We start from the raw sequence: 23,898 nt of genomic DNA, 5'->3' as shown, positions 1-23,898 counted from the left end.
TAGCTAGTCAAGAAATAGTCAAAATACTTAAATATAGAAAGCAAGCAAAAATCACATGTATATTTCCAAGTTGCAGATTGTTGGTTTTAGAAATTTCAAGGATAGTGAAGTTGTTTTTAATGATGGAGTTAATGTAATTATTGGTCATAATAATGCTGGAAAAACTAATCTTGTTAAGGCGTTGTCATTGGTTGTAGACTATAAAGCTCAAAAGAGATTAAATATAGATGACTTTTACAAACATATTGGGCTTGATGATTTAAAGAAAGAGCCACCAAAAATTAGTATTCAGTTAACTATTTCGCAAAGTATTAGTAAGCCTGTTAATTCAGATGATTTAGTAACTGTCTCAAGTTGGCTTACTAAGCTGAGTCCTCCATATGAAGCTCTTCTGACTTATGAATTCTTTCTTCCAGAAAAGGATAAATCAACATACATTGCTGATTTATCTGCTGTGACAGATGTGTATGAAGCTTGGAGTATAATAGAGCATGATTTTTTGAGATATTATGTTTATAAAATATTTGGCGGCGATATAAAATTGCAAGTTACTGCTGATGGGGAGTCGTTGCAAAAATTTGATTTTCAGTTTTTAGATGCCATTAGAGATATTGAAAGAGATATGCTTACTGGTAAAAGCTCCTTGCTAAAAGAGGTGCTTGATTTTTTCATGGATTATGATATAAAGAGTGATACTTCAAAGGATGCCGCGACTAGGAACTTGGATGTCAGAGCTATTAAAAAGGAGTTCTCTAAAAAGTCAAGCGAGTTATATCAAGAATTGCAAAAGAGGATGGATGGTGGTAAAAATCACATTCTGTCTTATGCAAAAGAGACTGGAGCAGCCTTTGGTAAAGCAATACCTACTTTTGAAGGTAGTATATCAGATGTTGAAATGTTCTCCGCGTTAAGATTAATAGTTGAATACGAAACCGGAATCAAGATACCAGCTAGTCATAATGGTTTAGGCTATAACAATCTTATATATATATCACTTTTGCTCGCAAAGATGCAAGTCAACTCCGATGGCAATTATCTTGGCAGCAATGCCAAAGTATTTCCTTTATTAGTGATTGAAGAGCCTGAGGCGCATTTGCATCCTGCTATGCAATATAAATTTTTGAAATTCTTGAAGGATAACAAGGATGTTGATAAGAAGGTTAGGCAGGTTTTTGTAACGTCTCATTCAACTCAAATAACTTCTGCCGTTTCATTGGATGAGATTATTTGTATATCAAACGTTGAAGGACTAACACAGATAGGTTACCCTGGTAAGGTATTTCCTAATACTAAAGAGGGGCAATCCTCTAAAGCATACGTGCAACGTTTCTTAGATGCTACTAAAAGTGATATGCTATTTGCGCAAAAAATCATACTTGTAGAGGGTATAGCTGAGCAGTTATTGATGAGCACATTAGCTAAGTATTGTTGTAAGTCGTTAGAAGATAATCACGTAGCTGTAATTAATGTTGGAGGTAGATTCTTTGATCATTTCTTATACCTTTTTGATAAAAATACACCTCATACAATTCATAAAACAGTTGCTTGCCTCACAGATAGAGACCCAGTGAGAAGAAAGAAGCCTGATGGTTCATATATGAAGTGCTACCCTTATGAGATGAATGAAGATGTTGCTCTATATGACTACCAGCAAAATGCCTCTGCATCTATTGCGGCGTATGGAGCTCACCCTAATATTCGTTTTTTTAGCCAAGATGTTGTGACAGGAAAGACGTTTGAATATGATATTGTGATGTATAATCCCTCCTTGGAATTGTTGTTAACAGAGTCAGTTGCTAATAGTGCTGAAATTACGCAGTTGATGCAGTTGTATGCGAGTGGTGATACTGTTGTAAATATGCTAGCGTTACTGAGGAATAGCGGTGAGAATATTAGGATAAAAAATATTGCTGTTCTTGCAAGCTCGTGGAATGACAATGATAAAAAGATTGCAATAATAGCATCTAGGCTCCTTAACTCCGTTGGAAAAGGTCAGAATGCTTTTGAGTTATCTCAAGCGCTCGAAGAAAATTTCAATGCTCCAACTCCATTTGTGTTTAAGGTTCCTAAATACGTTAAAGAAGCAATAAACTGGGTATGTCAGTAGTTATCAACTCGGATTCTGTATTAGATATTGAGCAGCACTTTAAGGTTGCTGCAGGGCCGGGGGCTGGGAAAACCCACTGGTTGGTAAACCACATTAGGAACACACTTCATAAATCAGGTAGGTTAGGAAAAACTAGAAAAATTGCGTGCATTACATATACTAATACTGCTGTAGAGGCTATAACGAGGAGGCTGGGCCCATCAGCTATCCAAGTTGAAGTCAGTACAATTCATGCATTCCTGTACAAGCATGTTGTAAAACCATACATCATGTTTATCGATCCTGCGTACGGGCTTGATGTCAGTAGCGTTGATGGCCATGATGATAAGATTGCAAGCGGCTATCAATTCCTGGCAGACTGGAAGAATGCAACTAAACAGACCGCACTGCGAGATGATGCCGCAATATTAGAAGCTTTTAAATCTGCGAGGTGGAGGTTTGATGCAAGCGGAATTCTTGTTGTGGAACCTGACTACCCTCGTACTTCTAGTGGATATAGCATTAAAAAGCCGTCTTATAGAGTGTATAAGTCTATGGCTTGGCAAAAGGGAATTATGCACCATGATGATGTTTTATTCTTTAGCTACGATTTGATAAAAAACAATTCATCTATTGTAGATATTTTAAGGGCTAAATTTCCGTATTTTTTCATTGATGAGTTTCAAGATACAAATCCGATACAAGTTGCAATTTTAAAATTGATTGGAGAATCGGATACTATTGTAGGTATTATCGGAGACAAAGCACAATCAATATATGCTTTTCAAGGAGCTAAATACGATACTTTCGACTCGTTTAATTTGGTGAATATGGAATCGTATACAATAGAAGACAATAGACGGAGTACAGATGAGATTGTTGGTATTTTAAATCTTACACGCTCAGATATTAGTCAAAGCTCGATTAGAGGTGCTTCAGGTATTGCACCTAATGTTGTTGTTGCTGGTGATTTTATGTCAGGGTTGATCAAATGTCAAGTTGCCTGTGGTGATGAAGAGTTGCACACTCTCTCTTACGCTAATAAGGTCGCAAATTCCTTGAAAAGGAGTCTTAGTCCTGATTCTTTTGATAGTAAAGCGTTAGATGAGCTTCTTAAGAAAGATGCCCCTAGTAGTGCTAATAAATATAGAAGTAGAATAATTTATAATTTTATAGTTGCGATTGAATTGATCCGAGAACAAAAGTTTGCTGATGCATTTAAGGCTTTGAGTAAGATATATAAAAAAGGTGATGCAGATGGTAAGAAGAAATCTCTAAACGATTTGCTAGTGCTTCTGGGTCGTTATGAGTCATTCAAAAATGACTCCTTATATAACTTCTATCTTATAATAAAAGATGAGCTTTTTTATGACGTGTCTGTGCTAAGAATGGGGGGCGTTAAGACGTATTATGAGTCCAAAGTATATAGTGATATGGCAAGTTGCGTTATAGCGACTGAGGAGAATGGTTTGTGCAAAACAATTCATAAGGCGAAAGGCGACGAATTTGACAACGTGGTGGTGATTTTTGAAAAAGAAACTGAGTTAAGCTTCTTCTTAGAAAATAACATGGAGAGAGAGGAGCATAGGATAAAATATGTTGCAATAAGCAGGGCTAAGAACAGGTTGTTTATTATTACACCAAATCTAGGTGAAAAAAATAAGCAAGGCCTTATGTCTCTAGGCTTTGCAATTATTTAAACGCTGGGTATGCTTGGCTTAAGAAATTAACCCCAAGCTTTATTCATTTGACTCTTTTTCTGCTCATCTGCGACTTTGGCGTAGCGCATCACTGTTTTAAGATCCTTGTGTCCAGTAAATTTTTGAACTACTTCTACACCCATACCTCGTTCTAGGCTCTGCGTAACGAAAGTGCGTCGCCCAGTATGTGAGGAAAGTAGTGTGTACTTAGGTACGCGTTCTTCCACCCGTTTGCTCCCTTGATAGCGTACTACTAGCGTGGATTTGTCAATACCGCAGTGCTGACCTAAATCCTTTACATAATCGTTGAACTTCTGCTGCGATAGTTTAGGTAATCCGTCAGGATAGCATTCCAAGATGGCACGTGAATACTGGTTCAGATCCACACGGAGCCAATCACGAGTTTTGACTGTGCGTAATACTAGTTGATCGTTCACGATGTTATTGGGGTGGATGGTGCTGAAGTCGGAATAGCGTAGTCCGGTGGTGCAAGCCAGCACGAACAAGTCACGCACTTTCGCCAAGCGTGGCTCTGTGCTCAAATCGGCTTCAAAGAGGGTTTGCAGTTCCTGCTTAGTTAAGTAGACCACGTCCGCTTCCGTGTGTTTCAGCAGCTTGAACTTGCGGAAAGCCAAGTTGTCGGTCAGTCCTTGGTCAATGGCGTAGCCCATTACCACTTTGACGCGCTTAAGTTGGTTATTAGCTGTCCCATTAGTCATGGCTAAGTCCTGGGTCAGGAACTGTACAAAGTCGTGGTAGAAGGTGGTGTCCACTTGGGCAAGGCTTAACGGCAAGCGCTTCTTATTTGCATAGGCGTGCAGGTGGTTTAGCGTACTCTTGTAATGCTTGACCGTGCCGTGGGCTTTCATAGAGCTGGTGGCTTCGATGTAGGAAGCAAAGAGTTCAAGAAAGCTGGTATAGGTCGTCTGAGGTGACTTCTGTTCGGCTGCTTGACCCGCGGGAGTAGGAGAGAGCAATTGTTTAAGACGTTCCTCGACCAAGGCGAATGTGGGCTCTTCGCCGTGCATGATGGCGTGTCGGACAATCTGATCAATGCGGGCTCTGGCGGCCTGAATTGTCAGATTGTTTTCTGTTACTTCTGTTGTACTACCTATAATCTTCTGCCCCTTCACGTTCCACCGTTCGGGCTCCACACTGATGCTAGTGCTGAACTTTTTCTTAATGCTCTTGTGAGTGTACTGGACGTAAATGGTTGTCTTGCCGAAGTTCTTCCGGTCACTGCGGATAACCAGTTTGGTAGAAGCCATAGATAGGATAAAGAGAAGGGTGGTTGTGCCTTTCGCCGGGCCAATCAAAAGTAGGTAAAGATTTGAGTGGGGCCGCGAGTGGGGCCGTAAAATTGAAAATAAGTAAGTAATCCTTAGTAAGTCCCTTAGATAAATATCGCTTTAAACCCTGTGTGAAGGTATTTTACAGTTAAATCAACATAATTTGGTGTGATCCCAGCGGGATCACCAAAAACCCTTACTACGCTATGTAGTGAGGGTTTTTTTATTGATGCGCCCAAGGCTGGTGGCCACTTCCAACTTCCCGGCTACATACGCGGCTTATCAATAAGGCTGAATGATCAATGGCATGTGGCCTGCAATGGTGCTTGCCGCTGCCGTAAGCTGCTGCAAGACGAGCCAGGCTAGGCAAAAACGCTCAGGCGAGCGGGGCTAACAGGCATCGGAGCCGGGCGAAGGGGCCAGGGCGGTGCGCTTCAGGGCGGCGGAGGCGGCCCGCCAGTCGGGCATAAACTGGTCCATCAGGCCCCAGAAGCGGGCATTGTGCAGACGCTCGTGCAGGTGCACCAGCTCGTGCACCACCACGTATTCCAGGCTGGGCGTGGGGTGCTTTATCAGCTCCAGATTCAGCCAGATGCGCTTTGCCCGAATGTTGCAGGTGCCCCAGCGGGTCTTCATCTGCTTCACGCCCCACGCAGTTGCCCGCACGCCCACTATCGGCTCCCAGTGCGCCAGCAGGGCCGGCAGCTGCTCTTTCAGCCGCGCCCGATACCAGGCCGTGAGGGTCAGTTGGCGCTGGGTGCGAGTAGCGCCGGCGGGCACCGTCAGGCACAGCTGCCCGTCGAGCAGGGCCACGCGGGCGGGGCCGGTGGCCTGCTGCACCCGCAGCGGGTAGGGGAGGCCCTGGTAGAAGTGCGTTTCGCCCGATTCGTAGGTTAGCTCCGCCGGTTTTTCCCGCGCCTCAAACTTCTCCTGATGCCTGCGAATCCAGGCCCGGCGCGTGCTGACAAACTCGTGAATGGCGGCCTCGGGCGTGCGCAGCGGGGCCGCCACCCGAATGCGGCCATCGGGCGCGTACACCGTCAGGCGCAGGCTGCGGATATTCTTGCGCACCAGCTCAATGTGAAGGTCGGCAACTGTAAGATGGGGCATGAAGAGTGGGGCTGAAAGGCAAAGATAGGGCGGATTGCCGGTCCCGAAAACGCCCGCGCCGTACTGGGCTGTGCCGGACGGTTTTTCTTGGCAAAAGGCAACGACACCGCCATTTTTCGCATCTTCCCGGCATGAAGAAACTAGGATTATCCGTGCTATTATTGGCCGCCACGCCGGCCGCCCGCGCCCAGACCACCGCGCCCCTGCCCGATTCGGTGCAGACCTTCCTCGACAAAAGCCTGACCCTGCTGCAGACGTATTCATTGGAGCGCAACACGGTTAATTGGCCCCAGCTACGGCAGGCGGTCTACCAGAAGGCCCAGGGGGCGCGCACCGTGCGCGAACTGCTGCCGCTGTATCCGTATCTGTTCGAGCAGCTCAAAGACGACCATGGCTGGCTCACCTATCAGGACAAAACATACAAGTGGCGCAACCCCGCCCGCGTGCCCTACGCCAATGCCGTGGTGAAGGCGGAGCTGGCCAAAAAGCCGGGCATTCGGGTGCGGCTGCTGCCGCGCGGCGTGGGCTACATTCTGCTGCCCGGCAACAGCGCCGGCGGCAGCCTGGCCCAGATGCAGGCCGCCGCCCAAGTGGTGCAGGATTCGCTCTGCCGGCTGCCGGTGGCGAAGGTGCGGGCCTGGATCATTGATCTGCGCCTGAACGACGGCGGGGCTATGGCGCCCATGCTGGCCGGCCTCGCGCCGCTCATCGGCGAAGGCCACCTCGGCGGGTTTGTGGACAAAGACGGCAAGCCCGATGAGCAGTGGTATCTGCGGCGGCAGAACTTTTACCTCGACTCCTTGAAGGTGACCAATCTGACCGAGCGTTTTGCGGCCCGGCCCCACCAGCCGGTGGCGGTGCTGCTGAGCGGCCGCACAGCCAGCTCGGGCGAAATTGTGGCTATTAGCCTGCGCGGTCGGCCGCTGACGCGCTTTTTCGGGGAGCCGACCTACGGCGCCACCACCGCCAACCAGAGCTACCCCATCAGCGGCGGCGCCTACCTGACCATTGCCGGGCTGCTGGAAACGGACCGCAACGGCGTGGTGTACAAGTCCAGCCTAGTGCCCGACGAACTCATCACCGGCGGCGACGATTTCACGGAGCTGGCCAAAGATGCCAAAGTAGTGGCCGCCCAAAAGTGGCTCCGAACCAGCCCAAACCGGCGGAAGTAGCGTAGGGGCAGGAGGCGGGCCAAGGCGCAGGGCTTACATTTAAGCGCCCGCGCCCTGGCTGCGCCAACATTGTTGGGCACAAGCTGGTCTTATGGGGGCACCCAATGGCCGCCGCCGTTGTTGCCTATTGTCTTTGCCTGACCTTACCACTGCCTGCCCACCCGGTTTTTACTTTCCCCGTGACGCCTTCTCCTTCCGATTCTTCCCCGCGCCCCGATCTGCTGCGTATTGCCTACGACGACTACCGCGCCCTGCCCGCCATTGCCAACTCCGACCTCTCGCGCCTGCGCGATGCCCTAAACGGCCGCTACGAAAAGCCTGCCTCTATGGCCGGGGCGCTGGGTCTGGGTACTGCTTTCCATACGGCCCTGCTGGAGCCCGACCTGTATGAGGCCGGCCAGCCCGGCATCAACGACTCGCTGGTGTGGTGGATGGTGGAGGGCGTACGCCTGCAGCCCGAACTGGTGGCGCTGCTGGACAACGGTACGCCGGAGCCCAGCTGCATCTTCACCGAGCCCGAAACCGGCACGCTCTGCAAGCTCCGCGCCGATCTGGTGGTGCCCGCCACCGACGGCGGCTACACCATTATCGACTTCAAAACCACCGCCGCCCGCGACTACGACCACTTCCTGGCCCAGTGCAGCGGCTACGACTACGACCGCCAGGCCGCCTTCTACCTCGATGCCCTGCGGGCCGACCGCTTCCTGCTGGTGGGCGTGCAAAAAATAGAGCCCTTCAGCGTATTCACGGTAGAAGTATCGGCGCACATGCTGGCCGAGGGGCGGGCCAAATACCTGCGGCTGCTGCGGTTTCTGCAGCCCTCAGCGCAGGTGCCAGCCTACCTCTCCGAAGCCGTACGCGACATTTCGCAGGGCCTGAACGGCGTGTAGAAACGCGACACTTCGCGTCTGGTCGTCGAACGATTTCGTTTGGATAGCGCGAACGGGGAGACGCGAAGTGTCGCGTCTCTACATGCAACGGCCATTGACGCAGCTCTGATATTCGTGTCCTGAATCCAGAAATCGAAAAGATAACACGCAATTATTTTGATGTAATTATTTATTCTTTTATACTTGTACTATTCAGCTCAAAAAGCCCCGAAAATGACGCTTTTCTTCAGCAATAATCCCCTGAACAATAACTCGAATAATAATCTATTTCGAGACAGGGAGGCTATTGCTCTAAAGGAAAAACGAACGAGCAATAAATAACAGAAAGAGCCTTCCTGATATCGGGAAGGCTCTTTTTTTTGTGCCTGCCGCACCCGATTCATTCTTTGGAAGCGCGGCCCTTCGCGTAGTTTTTTAGCGCGACTCTTTCTGGTTTTCAAAAAAAGCTACCCAATCGGGGAATGGTAATTCTCTGCGCCTGCATCAAGCTTTTTTCATTTAAATAATTCACCCAAAACCTTCCTGCCATGACTGCCCAGCAGCTCCTGAAAACCGAAGAATCCATTGGATTCGTGAAAGAAACCTTCGCCCGTGAGTTGGCCCGCCAGCTGCACCTGAGCAAAGTATCGTCGCCCATTGCCGTGCTCGACGGCACCGGCATCAACGACGACCTGAACGGCACGGAGCGGCCGGTGCATTTCCCCATCAAGGCGATGGCCGAGCAGCGGGCCGTGGTGGTGCATTCGCTGGCCAAGTGGAAGCGCGTGCGCCTGCAGGAACTGGGCATCGAGCCCGGCAAGGGCCTGCTCACCGATATGCGGGCCCTGCGCCCCGACGAAGACTACAGCCCCATCCACTCTATTTATGTAGACCAATGGGACTGGGAGCAGCGCATGGCTCCCGGGCAGCGCACCAGCGCGTTTTTGCGGGCCACGGTGGAGAAAATCTACGCCGCGCTGCAGGCCACGGAAGCCCAGGTGGCCGCCGAATACCCTGAGATAACGCCGGTATTGCCCGGCAAAATCACGTTTCTGCACGCCGAGGATTTGCTGCGCCAATACCCCGGCCTCACGCCCAAGCAGCGCGAGCACGAAGCCACCCGCCAGTACGGAGCCGTGTTCCTGATGGGCATCGGCGGCAAGCTGGCCCACGGCGAGCCCCACGACGGTCGCGCCCCCGACTACGACGACTGGAGCACCCGCAACGAGGAAGGCCACCAGGGCCTGAACGGCGATATTCTGCTCTGGCACCCGGTATTGCAGACTTCCTTCGAGGTGTCCTCAATGGGCATTCGGGTGGATAAGCACGCGCTGGCCCACCAGCTGGAGCTGCGCGGCTGCCCCGAGCGCCGCACCCTGCGCTTCCACGATCTGCTGCTCACCGACCAGCTGCCGCAGAGCATCGGCGGCGGTATCGGGCAATCCAGGGTGTGCATGTTTATGCTGCGCAAGGCCCACATCGGGGAAGTGCAGGTGAGCATCTGGCCCGAGAGTGTGCGGCAGGAGCTGCTGGAGGCAGGCGTGGCGCTGCTGTAGGGGAAGGGCACCGGCAGTGCCGCGGGCCTCCCCCCCGACCCGCAAATGCTTTAAGCGCATTATCCCGAGGAGAGGGGAGCCACGGCGGCGCGAGCGGTGCGGAGTCGTCGGCTTTCGCCTCCGACCCCGCCGCCAACCAGCATGATTCAGGATTACTTCAAAACACGAAAGCCCCCTGCTGCGAAGCAGGGGGCTTTCGTCCGTTCGCGCCGTTCGGCTCTCCTCTCCTCGGGATAATGCGCTTAAAGCATTTGCGGGCCGGGGGTGAGGCCCCGGAACCCCCTAAAACTCCGGATACGACGAGAAATCGACCAGCTTGCCCTTTTCCAGCTGCTTCAGCTCCTCCTTCAGGTTTTGCTCGTTGCTGCGGGTGGTGTAGTCGGTGTCGAGCTTGGCGAGGTCGGGCTTGCCGGCATTTACCCAGGCCGTGTACCAGTAGTTGGCCGAAGCCTGCACGGCCACGCGCAGCTGGCGCTCTACCATGTGCCGCAGCGCCTGGTGGTAGCTGGTGGCGTAGGGCAGGGCATGAATCTGGCTGTTGAATACGTTCTTTTTCACCTGGCCCTGCGCATCGAGGGCGTAGATGCTGGCGGGCGGCGTGGTGGCGGCCAGCTGCCGCTCAATGCTGAGCAGCGTATCGGCGGCGGCGTGGCTCTGGGCGATGATGCGCCAGGTTTCGCTCACCGGGTCGATGACGCGCGGCGCGGCCACGCGAAAGTTGTAGGTGTGGCCAAACTGCTCCACCAGCTGCGACTCAAAAAACGCGTGGATGCCCCGCTGCCCGGTCAGCTGGCCGTCGTGGTTGGCGGAGGTGTGAAGGGGCTGCACGGCATCGCCGAGGTAGTGGCCCAGATCGGCGGCAATGAAGAGAATATCATCCTTGCGGCCGTTTTTCATGGCCTGGGTCAGCTTGCCCATCATGTCCTGAATGTGCCAGGGCAGGCGGCCGCTTTTGTCCAGAAAGGCCGGCTCGTATTTGGCGTAGGCGGCAGTTGAGGTCTGGGGCAGCTCGCTGACGGGGGCGGAGCCATAGTCCTCCAGATCAATGAAATGGCGTGGGTATTCGGCCCGGTCGTTGAGGGTGTACTTGCGCAGATCGGGCACCACCGATTCTTCCACCATGAAGTCGATGTGGTTGTAGAACAGCGTGCGCAGGCCGGGCGGCAGGGCCAGCACGGCGGCGCGGTTGATGCGCTGGTGGCCCCAGGTGCCCCAGGCAAACAGCAGCGAGGGGGCCGCGAGCAGCACAGCCGTGATGGGCAGCCAGCGCCGAACCCGGCGGGAGATATTGAGCATGATAAAAGAGAGTTGGGAGAGAAAAAGAACGGCGAAGTTGCCGCCTTTGCCCGCAAGAACAAAGCCCGGCCCCACAAATGCCCGGAAGCAGCCCGCCTCGGCCGGCGAAAGCCCCTGCGCACGCTAGCACAGCTTGGCGGCTGCGCTTTCGGCCGGCGCGGCTGGGCCCACTTTTACCAGCCCCGGTACGTCAACCTCAGCTCAGCGCCGTGCGTTGAGTAAGAAATTGAGAGAAAAGCCGGCCGCTTTCAGCCAAATCCGGGTTTTCCGCTCTAATCATCTTCAACTTCTCTACCAATGGACCCCAAACCCAAACAGCCCGCCAACGCCCCCACCGGCCCCGCCACCAAAAGCACCGTTGGCAGTCCCGCTGCTCCCGCCGCCCAGCCCCAGCCCGACGACAACCGCCCCGACGCCGCCCCCGATACGGCCCCTACAGCCGCCCCGGCTCCCGGCACCCCCACCCAGCCATCGGCGCCGTCGGCTCCGGAAGAAGCCGACGGCGAAGAGGCCCTCACCGACCCCACCAACCCCACCCAGCCCGACACCAGCGGCGACACCGACCCCGGAGCCAGCACCACCAACGACGCCCACCCGCTTTAGGTGAGATAGTGAAATGGTGAGATGGTGAGTTTGATGTTCTGGCGGCGCAAGCGGCGCATTTGGCGCAATCAGAACATCAAACTCACCATCTCACCATTTCACTATCTCACCTAAAGCGCCTCGTCGGCGGAGGGGCCGTAGATGCTGGGGACGGGGATGTCGAGCAGGCGCAGATAGACGCTGAGCTGGCCCCGGTGATGAACCATGTGGCTGATAAGGTGGCGCACGACTTCGGCGCGGGAGTGGCGCATTATCTGGTGTTGGCCGTGGCGCAGCGTCCAGGTCTGGTCGAAGTCTTCGGGCTCGGCGGCGGTGAGGGCCGTGCGGGCGCGGGAGCCGGATTCGGCCAGCATGTCGAGCAGCGCGGCCGTGGTGGCGGGTGGGGTGGGGGCTACGCCATCGAAGGCGGCCAGATCCATTTCCGTGGTGTACATAGCCGTGCCAATGCCGCCCGGCAGCTCGGCGGTGTGGGTGGCCAGCTGCGCCAGCGTCATGGATTTGGAGTGGGGCTGCCAGCCAAACTGCGCGGCGGGCACGCGCTCCAGCACGCGGCGGGTAAGCGCCAGCTCGTGGTCGAGTTCGGGCAGCAGGGTCTGGGCAAGCGGAGAAATGGTGGCGGTCAGCATGGCTGGACAGGGGTTTAGTGAATGATAAGCCAAACCTAGCGGCCACCACTGACAGCAGTATGTCAGTAGCCTGAAAAGAAAGCTGAGAAACACAGGACCAAAGCCATCGGGCAGCGAAACCGCCCAAAAGCCTCTGTCACCGCTACGCGGCTTTGGTTTTCCGTACCGCTACTTACTACAAACCTGTCACCGCTACGCGGTTTTGGGCTGCTTCAGGCGTGCTGCTCCTGCTGGCTTTGTTTTACGCTGCCCAGCGCTTGCGCGGGTTCGTCTTCCGTAGCCAGCGGCTCCTCAAAAAACGCCAGCGCCTGCTTAGCCAGCTCCCGCAGCTGCTGGCGCAGCGCCGGCGGCTCCACGATGCGCACCTGCCCGGCAAAGAGCAGCAGCCAGCGGGCCATATATTCGGGGTGGTCGGCGAGAAACGTCATTTCCGTGTCGCCGTCGGCGGTGATGTGCTCGTGCGCCCAGCCGAAGTGGTGCTTGTTTTCGGTCACATGCGGCAGGGCAGCCGGGGCGAAGCGCACCACCACCTGCTGCAGCTGCCGCCGCTGTGCCTGCTGGGCCCAATAGTCGTGCAGGGTTTCGGGGCGGGCCGCGAAGTGCTCGGGGCGCAGCTGCAGGCCGGCAATCCGGTCGAGCCGGAAGTCGCGGTATTCCTGGCGCAGCCGGCAAAAGGCCACTACATGCCAGTATTGGCCGAAATACACGCCAATGGGCTCCACGTCGCGGCTGGTGGGGGCACCCTGGTAGCCCGCCCGATACTCCAGCTCCACCACGCGCTTTTCGGCAATGCTGGCCAGCAGCTGCTGGTGCGTATTGGCCATGAGCGGCGGGGTGGCGTGGCGGCTGCGGGCGGGCAAAATGGTGATGCGCGGACTCAACTCTTCGAGATAGTCGCGGTCGGCGCGGCGTAGCACGGCCCGCAGCTTATCCATAGCCGAGCGGCTGAGCTGGGCGGTTTGGGCATCGGTGAGCTGGCTGACGAGCTTTTCGGCCGTGATGAGGGCCGTGGCTTCGTCGCGGCTGAACATGACCGGCGGCAGGCGGTAGCCCTCGGCCAGCGAATAGCCCACGCCGGCCTCGCCGCACAGCGGCACGCCGGCTTCCTCCAGCGTGCGCAGGTCGCGGTACACGGTGCGCAGACTCACGCCGTAGCGCTCGGCCAGCTCCTGGCCCTTCACCACGCGCCGGGCCTGCAGCTGAATGAGAATGGCGGTGATGCGGTCGAAACGATTCATAGCGCCGCAAAGTAGCCATTCGGCCGGCGAGTTGGCGGGCTGGCGTTTTGCCCGCAGAAACTCTATCTTGATCTGCCACCCCACCGCCAGTCAATTCATCTTACCCACCACAAAAGCCAGAAAGCCATGAGCCAGCCCGATTCTCTCCTGAGCCCGATGAAGGGCACCGAGCACCGCGAAATAGGCGGCGTGACCATAGACATGATGCGCACCGGCGATGCCCGCGTGAAGCGCGTGGTGTATCCGGTGGGCTTTCGGTGGTCAATTAATATGAAGCCGGTGGTAGGCACGGAGCTGTGCATGCACGCGCACGTCGGGTTTCTGGCCCAGGGCCAGATCAACATTCAGTATGCCGACGGCGAAACCGTGGAGTTCATTTCCCCGCAGGTAGTAGCCATCGCGCCCGGCCACGAGGGCTGGGTGGTAGGCCAAACCCCCGCCGTGCTCATCGAATTCGACTTCGAAGGCGAAACCGTACAGCGCCTGGGGCTGAAGCGGTGAGGTGGTGAGATAGTGAAATAGTGAAATGGTGAGTTAGTGAGTTTGATGTTCAATCTGCGCAAGTGGCGCAGATTGAACATCAAACTCACTAACTCACCATTTCACTATTTCACTATCTCACTATCTCACTATTTCACTATTTCACTATCTCACTATCTCACCACTTCACCGTCGTATCCAGGCGTTGGGTGAATAGGAGGCGGCGGTACTGCTGGCGTAGCTCGATTTGCTGCCGGCGCTGCTCGTCGCGCTGGAAGGGGCGCACTTTGTATTTGACGCCGGGAGCGGGGCGGCTGAGGCCCAGGTAGGTGAGGCGGCTGGCGCGGCGCACGAGCTGGTTGTTGCGGATGCGCTCTATGCGCTTGTCGTTGTTGCCAAACAGCGCCTGCATTGGGTTCAGGCCCACATACAGGTCGGCGCGGCCATCGAGGAAGTAGCGGCCGCTGACCTGCAGATTGCTCAGGTTGCTGTTCAGGTCGAGGTCGGGGATGAGCAGCTGGCCGCGGTTGAGGATGAACTCGCTGCTGACGGGCTCAAAAAACAAGTGGCCGGTGCGCTCGGCTTTCATAAACTTCAGCGCCTGGGCCAGCGCCTCCACATCCAGCAGCTCCAGGCCCCGAATATCGGTTTTGAGGTAGCCCAGCGTCTCATCAAACACGGGCAGGAAGGTGGCGTCGAGGTCGGTGCGCACGTCGGCGGCGCAGCGCAGCGTGCCGCGCACATTGTTGGCCCCCAATACATTGAGACCCATGCTGGTGGCCGCCCCAAACAGCAGCGGCAGCTGAATATCCTGCAGCTGCAGCTGCACATACAAGGGGTGATGCTGGCGGCCGGCATTCGTAATCATGCGGCCGCGCAGCGTGAGGCGGCCCTCGAAGGCATCGAGCGAGCAGTCATCGAGGCGGGCCTCGCCCTTGCTCAGGTGCGAAACCAGCCGAAACTGCCGGCCCGTGAGAGCGGCGTAGCGCACGTTATCGGCCTGCACGCGCAGCACGGCGGTCAGGATGCCGTTGGAAATAATAGTGCCATCAGGCTTGCGGGCGGGTAGGCCGTTGAGCTGGGCACGACGGGCGGCGCGGGCGGCCCGCCGTGCCGCCCGATCCAGTGGCAGCGCGGAAGCCACGGCGGTGCTGTCGGCGCGGGCGGGCGGGGCCTCGTCCTCGTCGTCTTTGGCGGTGGTGGGGTTGAAGCTGGCCAGCAGCTGCAGCAGCTTCTGCACATCGAGCGTGTGGTAGCGCAAATCGAGGCTGGCTTCGGCCGCCACCAGGCGGTTGTCGGCCACGCGGGCCGAGGCGGTGGCGAAACCGGTGCCGCCGCGGGTGGTGGCAAAGCGCAGCATGGGCAGCTGCACGGTGCTGCCCGTTTTGGTTAGCTCCAGCCGCAGATTGCGCAGGTCTTCGCCGTCGGGCAGCTGCACGGTGGTCACGTCGCAGGTCAGGTGGCCGTTGGCGGCCAGCAGCAGCTCACGCAGGGCCGGCGCGGCCGGGGCTTTGGCCGAGCGCTGGGCCGGGCGGGAAATGCGGCCCAGAAAGCGCCGGTAGTTGATGGTGTCGAAGTGCACGCCCAGCTGAAAGTTGATGGTGGCTACGCGGTTGGCCGTGTCGGTGGGCCAAGTGGCGGTGCCGCGCACCCGGCCGCCCCACAGCGCCCCGGCCAGGTGGGTGAGCTGCACGTTGCGGCCATCGTGGCGTACGCGCACGGCCAGGTCGGTGAGCGTGTCGGTGGGCAACAGCAGGCGGCGGCAGCGCAGGTGCACGTTCAGCTGCATTCCTTTTGGAATCAGGTTGCTGCCCAGGTTGGCCACGGAGGCCGGCACCGGACGGGGCCGGCGGGGGGCGTCAAGGGGCAACTTTGGCCGGGCAATGGGTCGCAGCAGCTCGCGCAGCCGGGCTACGCGCAGGTCTTCCACCGCAAAGTCGCCGCTGATGCGCGTGGTGGGGTGCTGGTCGGTGAGGTAGTCGAACAGATTGACGGTGGTAGCCGAGGCCCGGAAGCGCATCTGATCCAGCACGCCCGAGGCATTGGAAAGCCGCCACACCGAGTCGCGCAGCCCCACACGCACGTTCAGCTCCGCCATATCGGCCCCCCGATCCGGAATGACGAACGAGGCATCGCGCAGCGTAACCGTGCCGCGCACCGAAAGCTTTTTTTGGGGCCGGCGGGCCATGCGCCGGCCCGGCGCGGGCGGCAGCAGGCCGCGCAGGCGCACATCCAGCTCGGCCGTGCCCCGCCGCGCCCGCCACACCCCCGGCGACACCAGCGCGGCCAGCTGGCCCAGCTCGGTGCGCCCGCGCACCCGCGCATTCACGAAGGGCCGGGTGAAATCAAGCAGCAGCAGGGTGGCATCGAGGCGGCCGGCGGAGGAGGTGATACGACAGTGGTTGAGGGTGAGCGACGTGGTCTGGGGGCTGCGGCCGGGGCCATTGTCGTAGGTACCCAGCAAGTCCCAGTGGGTGATGCGCCGGGCCGGATCGGGCCAGATGAGGCGGGCCCCGCGCAGCCCAAACGTCAGCACATTGTGCGGGCTCACCGTAGGCCCGCTCAGCCCCCGGATGGTGTAGCGAATGTGGGCTTTGCTGGGACTTTTGGCCCCGGCCAGGTAGGGCTGCACGGCCTGGGGCAGAGCCGCGCGCAGCACTTCGGTGAGGGGCTGGGTGCCGGCAAAAGCCAGATTCAGCAGCGTGCCCGGCTGGCCCGGCCCGGCCGTGTGCGTGCCCCGGATGCGGATAGTGTCGCCGTTGAGCGTGGCGCGGGTGCGGTAGATAGTGCCCTGCCGAGCCCGGAAAGCATATTGATACCGCACCCCGGCCCACACTGGCTCCCGCTCAAACAGCGTGCCGCCGGGGTTACGCAGGTAGTCGAGGGCGCCGGCGAGCGTGCCGGTGGCCTGCAGCACGCCGCCCCGCAGCCGCACCGCCAGGCGGGCCACCCGCACGCTGGCCCCGAAGGCGCTGCGGGCGTACTCATTGCGGGAGCGGAAGCGGAAATTGCGCACGATGAGCGAGTCCAGCGTCAGATCTGGTGGGGTAGGAGCGCCCCGGCGCGGACCCCGCTTTTTGCCGTGCAGGCCCCAGCTGCGCCCGTGCGCATCTACCTGCTCCCGAAACTCCACCTCCCGGATGGTAAGGCGCGAAATCTGCACCCGGCCGCGCAGCAGCCCGGCCAGCGCCAGCCGCGCATCGGCCCGGCCCACGCTGAGCACCGGCACGCGCTGGCGGTAGGCCGTGTCGAGGAGGGAAAGGTGGTGGAGGGAGGCGGTGAGGTGGGGGAAGTCCTGCCAGAGCGAGAGGTGCACCTCAAACGGGGCCAGTACCAGCTCCGAGTCGTGGGTGAGGCGCTGACGAATCCGCTGCTCCAGGTGCCGGCGGCCGTAGTCGGAGCCCAGCAGCCACAGCGCCAGGCCCGATACCAGCAAAAGCAGCAGAAATCCGGCCAGCAGCAGCCGCCGGAGCATAGACCATTTCATACGGGAGTACTTCCGGGGGCGGGGCTCAACGCCTCAAGATAGGCAGCCGAAGCTGGGCAGCATACGGAAAACGGGGCGGGGCCGGCGGGAAAAGTCCGGTCGCCAGCATAGATAGAGCTGGTCGGCCGTAGGCCTGGGGCGCGTTACAAAGTGGTGCGTTACATTTTACTTTGTCACGCACCACTTTGTCACGCACGGCTTCGGCGCCGCCGGGCGGGCTGTCTGAGCAGGGGCGGGGAAGTATTAATCGGCTGAAAAAATGCCCGTAGCAGCCCCAGACACGGTTGTCCGCAATTTTTTTTCAGGCCCAACCAACCTTTGCGCCCTTCGCCTTCCCTTTAGGCCAAAGATTCCTGCCGTGCCCCAGCCCCACCTTTCCGCCGACGCTTCCGACGAACAGCTGCTGCTGGCGGGCTGCCTGGCGCAAAACCGGCTGGCCCAGTACCAGCTGTATGAGCGCTACAAAGCGGCCATGTACTCCAGCGCCCTGCGCATTCTGGGTAGCCCCGATCTGGCCCAGGATGCCCTGCAGGAGGCATTTGTGGAGGTGTTTCGGCAGCTGGCGGGCTTCCGGCAGGAAGCCGCGCTGGGCGGCTGGATCAAAACCATTGTGGTGCGCTGCGCCCTGCGCGTGCTGCGGCGCGAGCAGCGCATGGAAGTATATAACCCCCAGCAGCACGCCGAGCCGCTGGTGGCCTGGCACGACAGCCTGACCGGCGAGGCGCTGGAAAAAGCCATCGGGGAGCTGCCGGCCGGCTACCGCGCCGTGTTCTGCCTCGTTGAGGTGGAAGGCTATCTGCACCGCGAAGTGGCCGAACTGCTCAGCATTTCGGAAGGCACCAGCAAGTCGCAGCTCTACCACGCCAAGCGGCTGCTTCAGGTCAAACTACAGCATCTCTACTCATGAGCCCCACCCCAACTCAACCCGAAGCCGGGCGGCTTAACCTGCAGCGGGCCATCAGCCAGCTGCCCGCCCACCAGCCCGCGGCCGGCCTCTGGCCCCGCATTGCCGACGAGCTGAGCGCTGCCGAAGCCATTGACCGCGCCCTGCCCGCGCTGCCCACGCACGAGCCCCCCGCCGCGCTCTGGGCCGCCATCAGCGCCGGCCTCGATCAGCCGGAGGCTTCTCCGCTGACTATTGCGACGGAGCCGGCTCAGCCGACGCAACCGGCCCCGCCCGTGCGCCCGCTGTGGCCCGCTTTCCGGCTGGTGGCGGGGGTGGCCGCCGCCGTGCTGGTGGCGCTGCTGGGCTGGTGGCAGCGCCCGGCCGCCCGGCCCCACGAAACCATCACGTACTCTGAGGAAGTGGTGGCCGAGCCCGCCGCCCGCCCCGCGCTGGCCGCCTTCGATCCGCTCGACGAGCAGGGTTTGAGTTTCATCAATGACCACTGCACCTCGCTGCCCACGGTGTGCCAGTCGGCGGAGTTTCGGGAGCTGCGCGGGCAGCTTACGGAGCTACAGGCCGAGGAGCAGCGCCTGCGTCAGGATGCGCGCCGCTTCGGCCCCACGCCCGAGCTGGTGCGCCACCAGGTGCGCATCACCACCCTGAAAGCCACCGTGACCCGGGAGCTGATTCAACTGCTTATATCATGAGCCTGACTCTTTTTTCTTCTTCGCTGCGCCGCCGGGCCGGCGCGGGGCTGCTGGCCCTGCTGCTGGTGTGGAGCCTGGCCCTGCCCGCGGCCCGCGCCCAGCGCAAGGTGCAGGTGCTCACCCGCACCATCGAGCAGACGCTGCCCTGCCCGCCGGGCACACTGGTCCGCATCAGGGCCGAAAAAGCCACGGTGCGCGTGCAGGGCTGGGACAAGGCCAGCGTGCAGGTGGTGCTGCGCCTCAGCGCCCGCCACCCCGAGCGGGCCGTGGCCGAGCAGGAGCTGCCCGCCGTGCGGTATAAGCTGGAAAAGCACGGCAGCTCCATTGAGCTGGAAAACTACTTCGCCCGGCCGGCCGGCACGCCCGCCATTCGCAGCGATTTGCGGGCCGAATACACCGTGCTGATGCCGGCGGCGGCGGCGTTGCAGCTGGAAAATACCTACGGCCAGACCACGCTGCTGGACCTGACGGGCAAGCTGCGGCTGGCGCAGAACTTCGGCCAGATTGTGCTCCAGAACCTCAGCGGCACGCTCACGGCCACCGCCCGCTACGCCGACCTGACCGGCACCAATCTGAACCTGACCTTCGACTGCGAGGCCGATAAGTCGGCGGTGAGGCTGACGGCAGCGGCGGGGCGCTACACCATCCGCAACCGCTACGGCAGCGTGCTGCTGGAGCCCACCAGCGAGCTGCAAAGCGCCTTTATAGATGCCGAGCGCACCGAAGTGACCATCAGCGTGCCGCAGCTGGGCCTGTTCAACTACCACCTCACCACCGCCCAGGGTGCGCTGCTGGTGCCGCCCAGCCTGGCCGCCGCCAACCCCGGCAAAGGCGCCAGCCGCCACGCCCTAATTCTGACCCAGCAGCCCCGGCTGCCACTGATTCGGGTGGTCACGTCGTATGCGCCGCTCACGCTGCGGGCCCAGCCCCTGCTCATCAAGCGCTGATTTATGCTGCCTTTTTTACCCGCTTTCATGCCCGCCCTGCTTTCCCTTTCCCGCCGCTCTCTGCTGCCCATCACCTTTGGCCTACTGGCCCTTGCCCGCCCCGCCGCCGCCCAGATCCAGCCCGCCGACACGGCCCGTAGCCGCCCCGGCATCAGCTACAGCGAAGAAACCGTGCCCGACTCGACCGGCTACGCCTTCGAGGCGGGCCTGGGCCGCCGGCTGCGCCGGCTCACCCGCGTGCAGGTAGAGGAGCGTCGCCTCTGGAAGCTCGACCCGTTCAACTTTGAGCTGGCGCAGCAGGGCGGCCAGCTGCGCGAGTTCAGCTACGGCCCCCACCTGCTCTATGAGCACAAGCTGCGCACCAGCTGGTCGGTGCTGCTGGAGCTGACGCCCGCCGTGGTGCGCTACCGCGAGCGGTACAACGGCCCGACTTTCAGCGGGCTAGACGTGCAGACCCAGACGGCCGGCCGCTACTACTACAACCTGCGCAAACGCATTCGCAAGGGCAAGAGCGCCAGTAATTTCTCGGCCAACTACCTCTCGGTGGCGCTGGGCGCGGGCTACGGCCGGCACGGCTACCGCACGCCATTTTCGGAAGCGGAGCGGGGCCACGCGGTGCGGGCCTCGGTGGCGGTGCTCTATGGCCTGCAGCGCCGGCTGGGCCGCTACGGCTTCGTCGATTTCAACGCCGGGCTGCCCTTGCCGCTGCTGCCCGCGGCCGGACCGCTTTTTCCGAACAACACGCTCCACATCCGGCTCGATCTGCGCGTAGGGCTGGCGCTGGGCCGGTAGTGAGCGGCTACGGTGCCTTGAAAGTTTTTTTCTGATTGTCAATCATTTTCAAACTCATTTCTCTTTATCCCATGCTTAAAAACGTACTGATTCCGACTTTCTATTTCCGCTTTCAGCCGGCCCGGCTGCTGGCGCTGGCGCTGCTGCTGCTGCTCGGCCGGAGCGCCTCGGCCCAATGGACGCTGCAGCCTTTTACTTTCGATACGCCGGATGCTTTTGCCTACCGCTTTGGGGTGGTGAATGCCAGTGTGGTGTGGGCGCTGGGCTATGATGAGGACGCAACCAACCGCTCGGTGGCCCTCACCACCACCGGCGGCCAGAGCTGGCAGCTGCGCCCCGTGGCGGGCCTGGTGGCCGAGGAGCTCATCACCGGCTTGAGCGCTACCAGCACCACCAGCGCCTGGATCTGCACGGCCAGCAATGCGGCCCCCGGCGGCCGCGTGCTGCACACCACCGACGGCGGCCTCACCTGGGCTCCGCAGGGCGGAACGCAGTTTGCGACCAGCCGGCCCAATTTCGTGCACTTCTTCACTGCCAACGACGGCGTGGCCATGGGCGACCCGCTCAACCCGCCCGCCGACCCATTTGACATCTTCGTGACCCACAACGGCGGCACCACCTGGAGCCGGGCGGCCAGCGTGCCCGTGCCGCTGCCCAACGAAAACGGTGTGGTGCTGGCCCCCGCCGTGGTGGGCAATACCATCTGGTTTGCCACTGATGAGAGCCGCGTATTCCGCTCCACCGACCAGGGCAATACCTGGACCGCCGCCGTGGCCAATACCACGGTTTCGGAGATGTACGCCCTGGCGTTTCAGGATGAATTGCACGGCCTGACCCTGAGCGTGAACGATGCGACCAGAACCCTTTATGCCCATGCCACCGTCGATGGCGGCCTCAGCTGGCAGCGCATATTCTACGCCGGGCCGCTGCTTTCGGGCGGTATCACGGGGGTGCCCGGCACCGGCCTGCTGGTGTCGGTGGGGGCCGGCACTCTCGGGGCTGCCGACTTAGGCTCGTCTTACTCGGCCGACAATGGCTTTACCTGGACGCCCATCGAAACCACGCGGGAGCACACCAGCGTGGCGGCCTTCGGGGCCGGAGCGGTGTGGTCGGGGGCGCTGCAGGGCAGTAAGGCGCTGGGCGTATACCGGCTCAATGCTACCGTGCTGAGCCGCCGCCCGGCCGCGGCACTGCCGGCGCTGCAGGCTTACCCCAACCCCGGCTCGGGCACGTTTCGGCTGCCGCTGCCCGCCAGCGCCGCCACCGTGCGCGTGACCGATGCGCTGGGCCGCGAGGTGCTGCGCCGCGCCACGCCGGCCGGCCGCCCCGAGCTGCTGCTCGACCTGCGCGGCCAAGCTCCCGGCCTGTACCTGCTCACGCTGGAAACGACGGCCGGCACTGCCCGGCAGCAGCTGGTGGTGCAGTAGGGGCAGGGTATGAGAAGTAGCGCGAAAATCCGTTTCGCGACGAGCACAGCGAGTATCGATGTCTGCTTGCGTCTGAACGCGCTGTGCTCGTCGCGAAACGAATTTTCGCGTTCCGGTGCCCGAATGGCTTAATCCAATTGATTTTTTACGTTTCTCTTATGCTGACTTCCTTCGCTTCTTCTTTGCGTGCCCTGAAATTCCGGCTGCTCTTTGGCAGCGGCCCGCTATTGCTGCTGGCCATTGCCGCCCCGGCCCAGCGCCTGGAGGCGGTAGGGGTGGGGGCCAGCTTCAACATCAGCCAGACCTGGGTGCGGCAGCGCCAGATTCAGGTGGAGCAATACAGCATCCGGACCGACGATGACGGCTCCCGCCTTGATGACACTGGCAACCGCTTCAGCGCGTTTGCCCGCATCGGGCTGGGCACGGGCAAGCTGTTTGTGCAGCCGGAGCTGGCCTACACGTCGGTACTGGGCAATCAATCCAGCATCACCTACTTCTCGCGGCCCGATGTGAACCTGGTGTACCCGGATGTGAGCTACCTCTACCCGCGGCTGCGGCGCACGGAGCTGGCCCTGCTGGGCGGCCTGCACCTGAGCCGCCGCTTCTACGTGCTGGCCGGCCCGCTGCTGGCCCTCAACCAGCGCGAAGGAAATACCCATGATCCGGCGTTTCGGCCCGCCGAGCTTTTCAACAGCCTCCACCGCAGCGTAGAGCGGGTGCAGGTGCTCGGGCAGCTGGGCGTCGGCCTGCAGCTCGGCCGCTTCGACATCACGGCCCGCTACGAGCGCAGCCTGAGCCCCTACACCCGCGCCTTCGACTACAACGGCCGCACCTATGCCTACCGGCAGCGCACCGGGCAGGCTATCTTTGGGTTGGGTTTTCTGGTGTTTGACCGCCACCGGCCCTGGCGGCGCTGAGTGGGCCGGGCGGCGGCAATTTGTGGCTCCGAAAGCTGGTTAGCCGACCAATTATCCTTAATCTTGGGGTCGTAATCATCCATTTCGCCTTCTGCTCGTTCCGCGTATGAAATCTGCCTCCCAGGCCCTGCTGGCCGCCGCTTTGTGCATGCTGGCCACCGGCTGCAACCAAACTCCGCCCGCCGCTGAGCAGGCCGGCACCGCGCCGGCTGCCAGCACAGCCCCCGCGCCGGCCGCGCCGGATTCGGCTGCGCCCGCCGCCGCGGCTCCTGCCGCCACCCCCGCCGAAACCGCGCCCGCCGCACCCGCGGCCCAGGCGGTGAAAGTATCGTTCCGCTTCAAGCCCGGTGCGGCCGCCGAAGGCCCGGAAGGCCCCAAAACCAACGCATTCCTGGTGCTGCAGGGAGCTAAAAACCAGGATATCGACCTGGGGCAGTTCACGGGCAAGCCCGATGTGGTAAACAAGGAAAAAGCCAAGCTGGCCGGCTTCCCCAGCGCCATGCTGCTGGGCTTCCGCAGCTACGACCCCGGCTCGGGCACCAGCCAGGACCTAGCCGTGCTGAACGTGGGCGGCCGCCAGCTGCGCATCGTGCAGCGCCGCCTGGAAGAAAACGCCGAGAAAATGCCCGAGTTCCAAACCTCCCGCGAGCTGGACCTGCCCGCCAATGCCGTGGTGGAAGTGGTGCCCGCCGCCAAAAAATAGCCCAAAG

The 23,898-nt window shown here is 59.6% G+C and carries 20 protein-coding genes; 14 read left to right on the top strand and 6 right to left on the bottom strand.

All coding sequences use genetic code 11. From position 1 onward, the window contains the following. Positions 1–55 precede the first annotated feature (55 nt). On the top strand, positions 56–2,107 hold the full coding sequence (locus BUB62_RS07340; protein ID WP_073108094.1) for an ATP-dependent nuclease: 2,052 nt from the start codon (positions 56–58) through the stop codon (positions 2,105–2,107). Continuing rightward, positions 2,098–3,786, top strand: coding sequence for a UvrD-helicase domain-containing protein (locus BUB62_RS07335; protein WP_073108092.1), 1,689 nt, complete (start codon positions 2,098–2,100; stop codon positions 3,784–3,786). Before BUB62_RS07340 ends, BUB62_RS07335 begins: the two co-directional genes overlap by 10 nt. A 26-nt stretch (positions 3,787–3,812) precedes the next feature. Here the strand turns inward: BUB62_RS07335 and BUB62_RS07330 are convergent, their stop codons facing one another. Together BUB62_RS07330 and BUB62_RS07325 are read right to left on the bottom strand one after the other, a co-directional pair. Then, a complete protein-coding gene (locus BUB62_RS07330) occupies positions 3,813–5,054 on the bottom strand; it encodes a site-specific integrase (protein ID WP_143164071.1) in 1,242 nt (413 codons plus the stop codon). Between the two features lie 411 nt (positions 5,055–5,465). Beyond that, entirely contained in the window at positions 5,466–6,185 is a 720-nt protein-coding gene (locus BUB62_RS07325) for a M48 family metallopeptidase (RefSeq protein ID WP_073108087.1), read from the bottom strand. A 131-nt stretch (positions 6,186–6,316) separates the two neighbouring features. Here BUB62_RS07325 and BUB62_RS07320 point away from each other — a divergent pair, with 131 nt between their 5' ends. The 3 genes from BUB62_RS07320 (at position 6,317) to asnA (ending at position 9,782) form a co-directional block, all read left to right on the top strand. Continuing rightward, positions 6,317–7,357 carry a S41 family peptidase gene (locus BUB62_RS07320; RefSeq protein WP_084538898.1) on the top strand — a complete coding sequence of 347 codons (1,041 nt, stop codon included), beginning with the start codon at positions 6,317–6,319 and terminating at the stop codon, positions 7,355–7,357. A 179-nt stretch (positions 7,358–7,536) separates the two neighbouring features. Beyond that, entirely contained in the window at positions 7,537–8,247 is a 711-nt protein-coding gene (locus BUB62_RS07315; RefSeq protein ID WP_073108084.1) for a PD-(D/E)XK nuclease-like domain-containing protein, read from the top strand. A gap of 527 nt (positions 8,248–8,774) precedes the next feature. Further along, on the top strand, positions 8,775–9,782 hold the full coding sequence (gene asnA, locus BUB62_RS07310; RefSeq protein ID WP_073108082.1) for an aspartate--ammonia ligase: 1,008 nt from the start codon (positions 8,775–8,777) through the stop codon (positions 9,780–9,782). A gap of 282 nt (positions 9,783–10,064) precedes the next feature. On the opposite strand, the gene BUB62_RS07305 is transcribed toward asnA, so the two are convergent. Continuing rightward, entirely contained in the window at positions 10,065–11,078 is a 1,014-nt protein-coding gene (locus BUB62_RS07305; protein WP_084538896.1) for a zinc dependent phospholipase C family protein, read from the bottom strand. Between the two features lie 297 nt (positions 11,079–11,375). Here BUB62_RS07305 and BUB62_RS07295 point away from each other — a divergent pair, with 297 nt between their 5' ends. Further along, on the top strand, positions 11,376–11,681 hold the full coding sequence (locus tag BUB62_RS07295; RefSeq protein ID WP_073108077.1) for a hypothetical protein: 306 nt from the start codon (positions 11,376–11,378) through the stop codon (positions 11,679–11,681). Between the two features lie 110 nt (positions 11,682–11,791). Here BUB62_RS07295 and BUB62_RS07290 read toward each other — a convergent pair whose 3' ends face one another. Continuing rightward, entirely contained in the window at positions 11,792–12,307 is a 516-nt protein-coding gene (locus tag BUB62_RS07290; RefSeq protein WP_073108074.1) for a DinB family protein, read from the bottom strand. 212 nt (positions 12,308–12,519) lie between these two features. Beyond that, positions 12,520–13,545: a helix-turn-helix transcriptional regulator gene (locus BUB62_RS07285; RefSeq protein WP_073108071.1), complete on the bottom strand. Its 1,026-nt coding sequence runs from the start codon at positions 13,543–13,545 to the stop codon at positions 12,520–12,522. 126 nt (positions 13,546–13,671) lie between these two features. Here BUB62_RS07285 and BUB62_RS07280 point away from each other — a divergent pair, with 126 nt between their 5' ends. Then, complete coding sequence (locus tag BUB62_RS07280; RefSeq protein WP_073108068.1) at positions 13,672–14,046, top strand: cupin domain-containing protein; 375 nt, start codon at positions 13,672–13,674, stop codon at positions 14,044–14,046. Positions 14,047–14,203: 157 nt separating this feature from the next. Here BUB62_RS07280 and BUB62_RS07275 read toward each other — a convergent pair whose 3' ends face one another. After that, a complete protein-coding gene (locus BUB62_RS07275) occupies positions 14,204–17,512 on the bottom strand; it encodes an AsmA family protein (RefSeq protein WP_073108065.1) in 3,309 nt (1,102 codons plus the stop codon). A 358-nt stretch (positions 17,513–17,870) separates the two neighbouring features. Here BUB62_RS07275 and BUB62_RS07270 point away from each other — a divergent pair, with 358 nt between their 5' ends. From BUB62_RS07270 to BUB62_RS07240, 7 genes are all read left to right on the top strand, one after another. Then, the gene (locus BUB62_RS07270; RefSeq protein ID WP_073108062.1) at positions 17,871–18,419 is read left to right on the top strand and encodes an RNA polymerase sigma factor; all 549 of its coding nucleotides are present in this window, start codon (positions 17,871–17,873) and stop codon (positions 18,417–18,419) included. Beyond that, positions 18,416–19,105: a hypothetical protein gene (locus BUB62_RS07265; protein WP_073108058.1), complete on the top strand. Its 690-nt coding sequence runs from the start codon at positions 18,416–18,418 to the stop codon at positions 19,103–19,105. The genes BUB62_RS07270 and BUB62_RS07265 overlap by 4 nt, the downstream gene beginning before the upstream one ends. After that, positions 19,102–20,052: a hypothetical protein gene (locus tag BUB62_RS07260; protein WP_073108055.1), complete on the top strand. Its 951-nt coding sequence runs from the start codon at positions 19,102–19,104 to the stop codon at positions 20,050–20,052. Before BUB62_RS07265 ends, BUB62_RS07260 begins: the two co-directional genes overlap by 4 nt. Before the next feature lie 27 nt (positions 20,053–20,079). After that, positions 20,080–20,844 carry a hypothetical protein gene (locus BUB62_RS07255; RefSeq protein WP_073108052.1) on the top strand — a complete coding sequence of 255 codons (765 nt, stop codon included), beginning with the start codon at positions 20,080–20,082 and terminating at the stop codon, positions 20,842–20,844. A 71-nt stretch (positions 20,845–20,915) separates the two neighbouring features. Further along, the gene (locus BUB62_RS07250; protein WP_073108049.1) at positions 20,916–22,271 is read left to right on the top strand and encodes a T9SS type A sorting domain-containing protein; all 1,356 of its coding nucleotides are present in this window, start codon (positions 20,916–20,918) and stop codon (positions 22,269–22,271) included. A gap of 158 nt (positions 22,272–22,429) precedes the next feature. Then, on the top strand, positions 22,430–23,188 hold the full coding sequence (locus BUB62_RS07245) for a hypothetical protein (RefSeq protein WP_073108046.1): 759 nt from the start codon (positions 22,430–22,432) through the stop codon (positions 23,186–23,188). A gap of 106 nt (positions 23,189–23,294) precedes the next feature. Next, positions 23,295–23,891, top strand: a complete 597-nt coding sequence (locus BUB62_RS07240; RefSeq protein ID WP_073108043.1) for a hypothetical protein — start codon at positions 23,295–23,297, stop codon at positions 23,889–23,891. Positions 23,892–23,898 lie beyond the last annotated feature (7 nt).

Origin of the sequence: Hymenobacter daecheongensis DSM 21074, from assembly GCF_900141805.1 — a bacterium.
Classification (GTDB): Bacteria; Bacteroidota; Bacteroidia; order Cytophagales; family Hymenobacteraceae; genus Hymenobacter; species Hymenobacter daecheongensis.
Note: the sequence above shows the minus strand (reverse complement) of the source record. Positions and strands in the feature narration are given on the sequence as shown.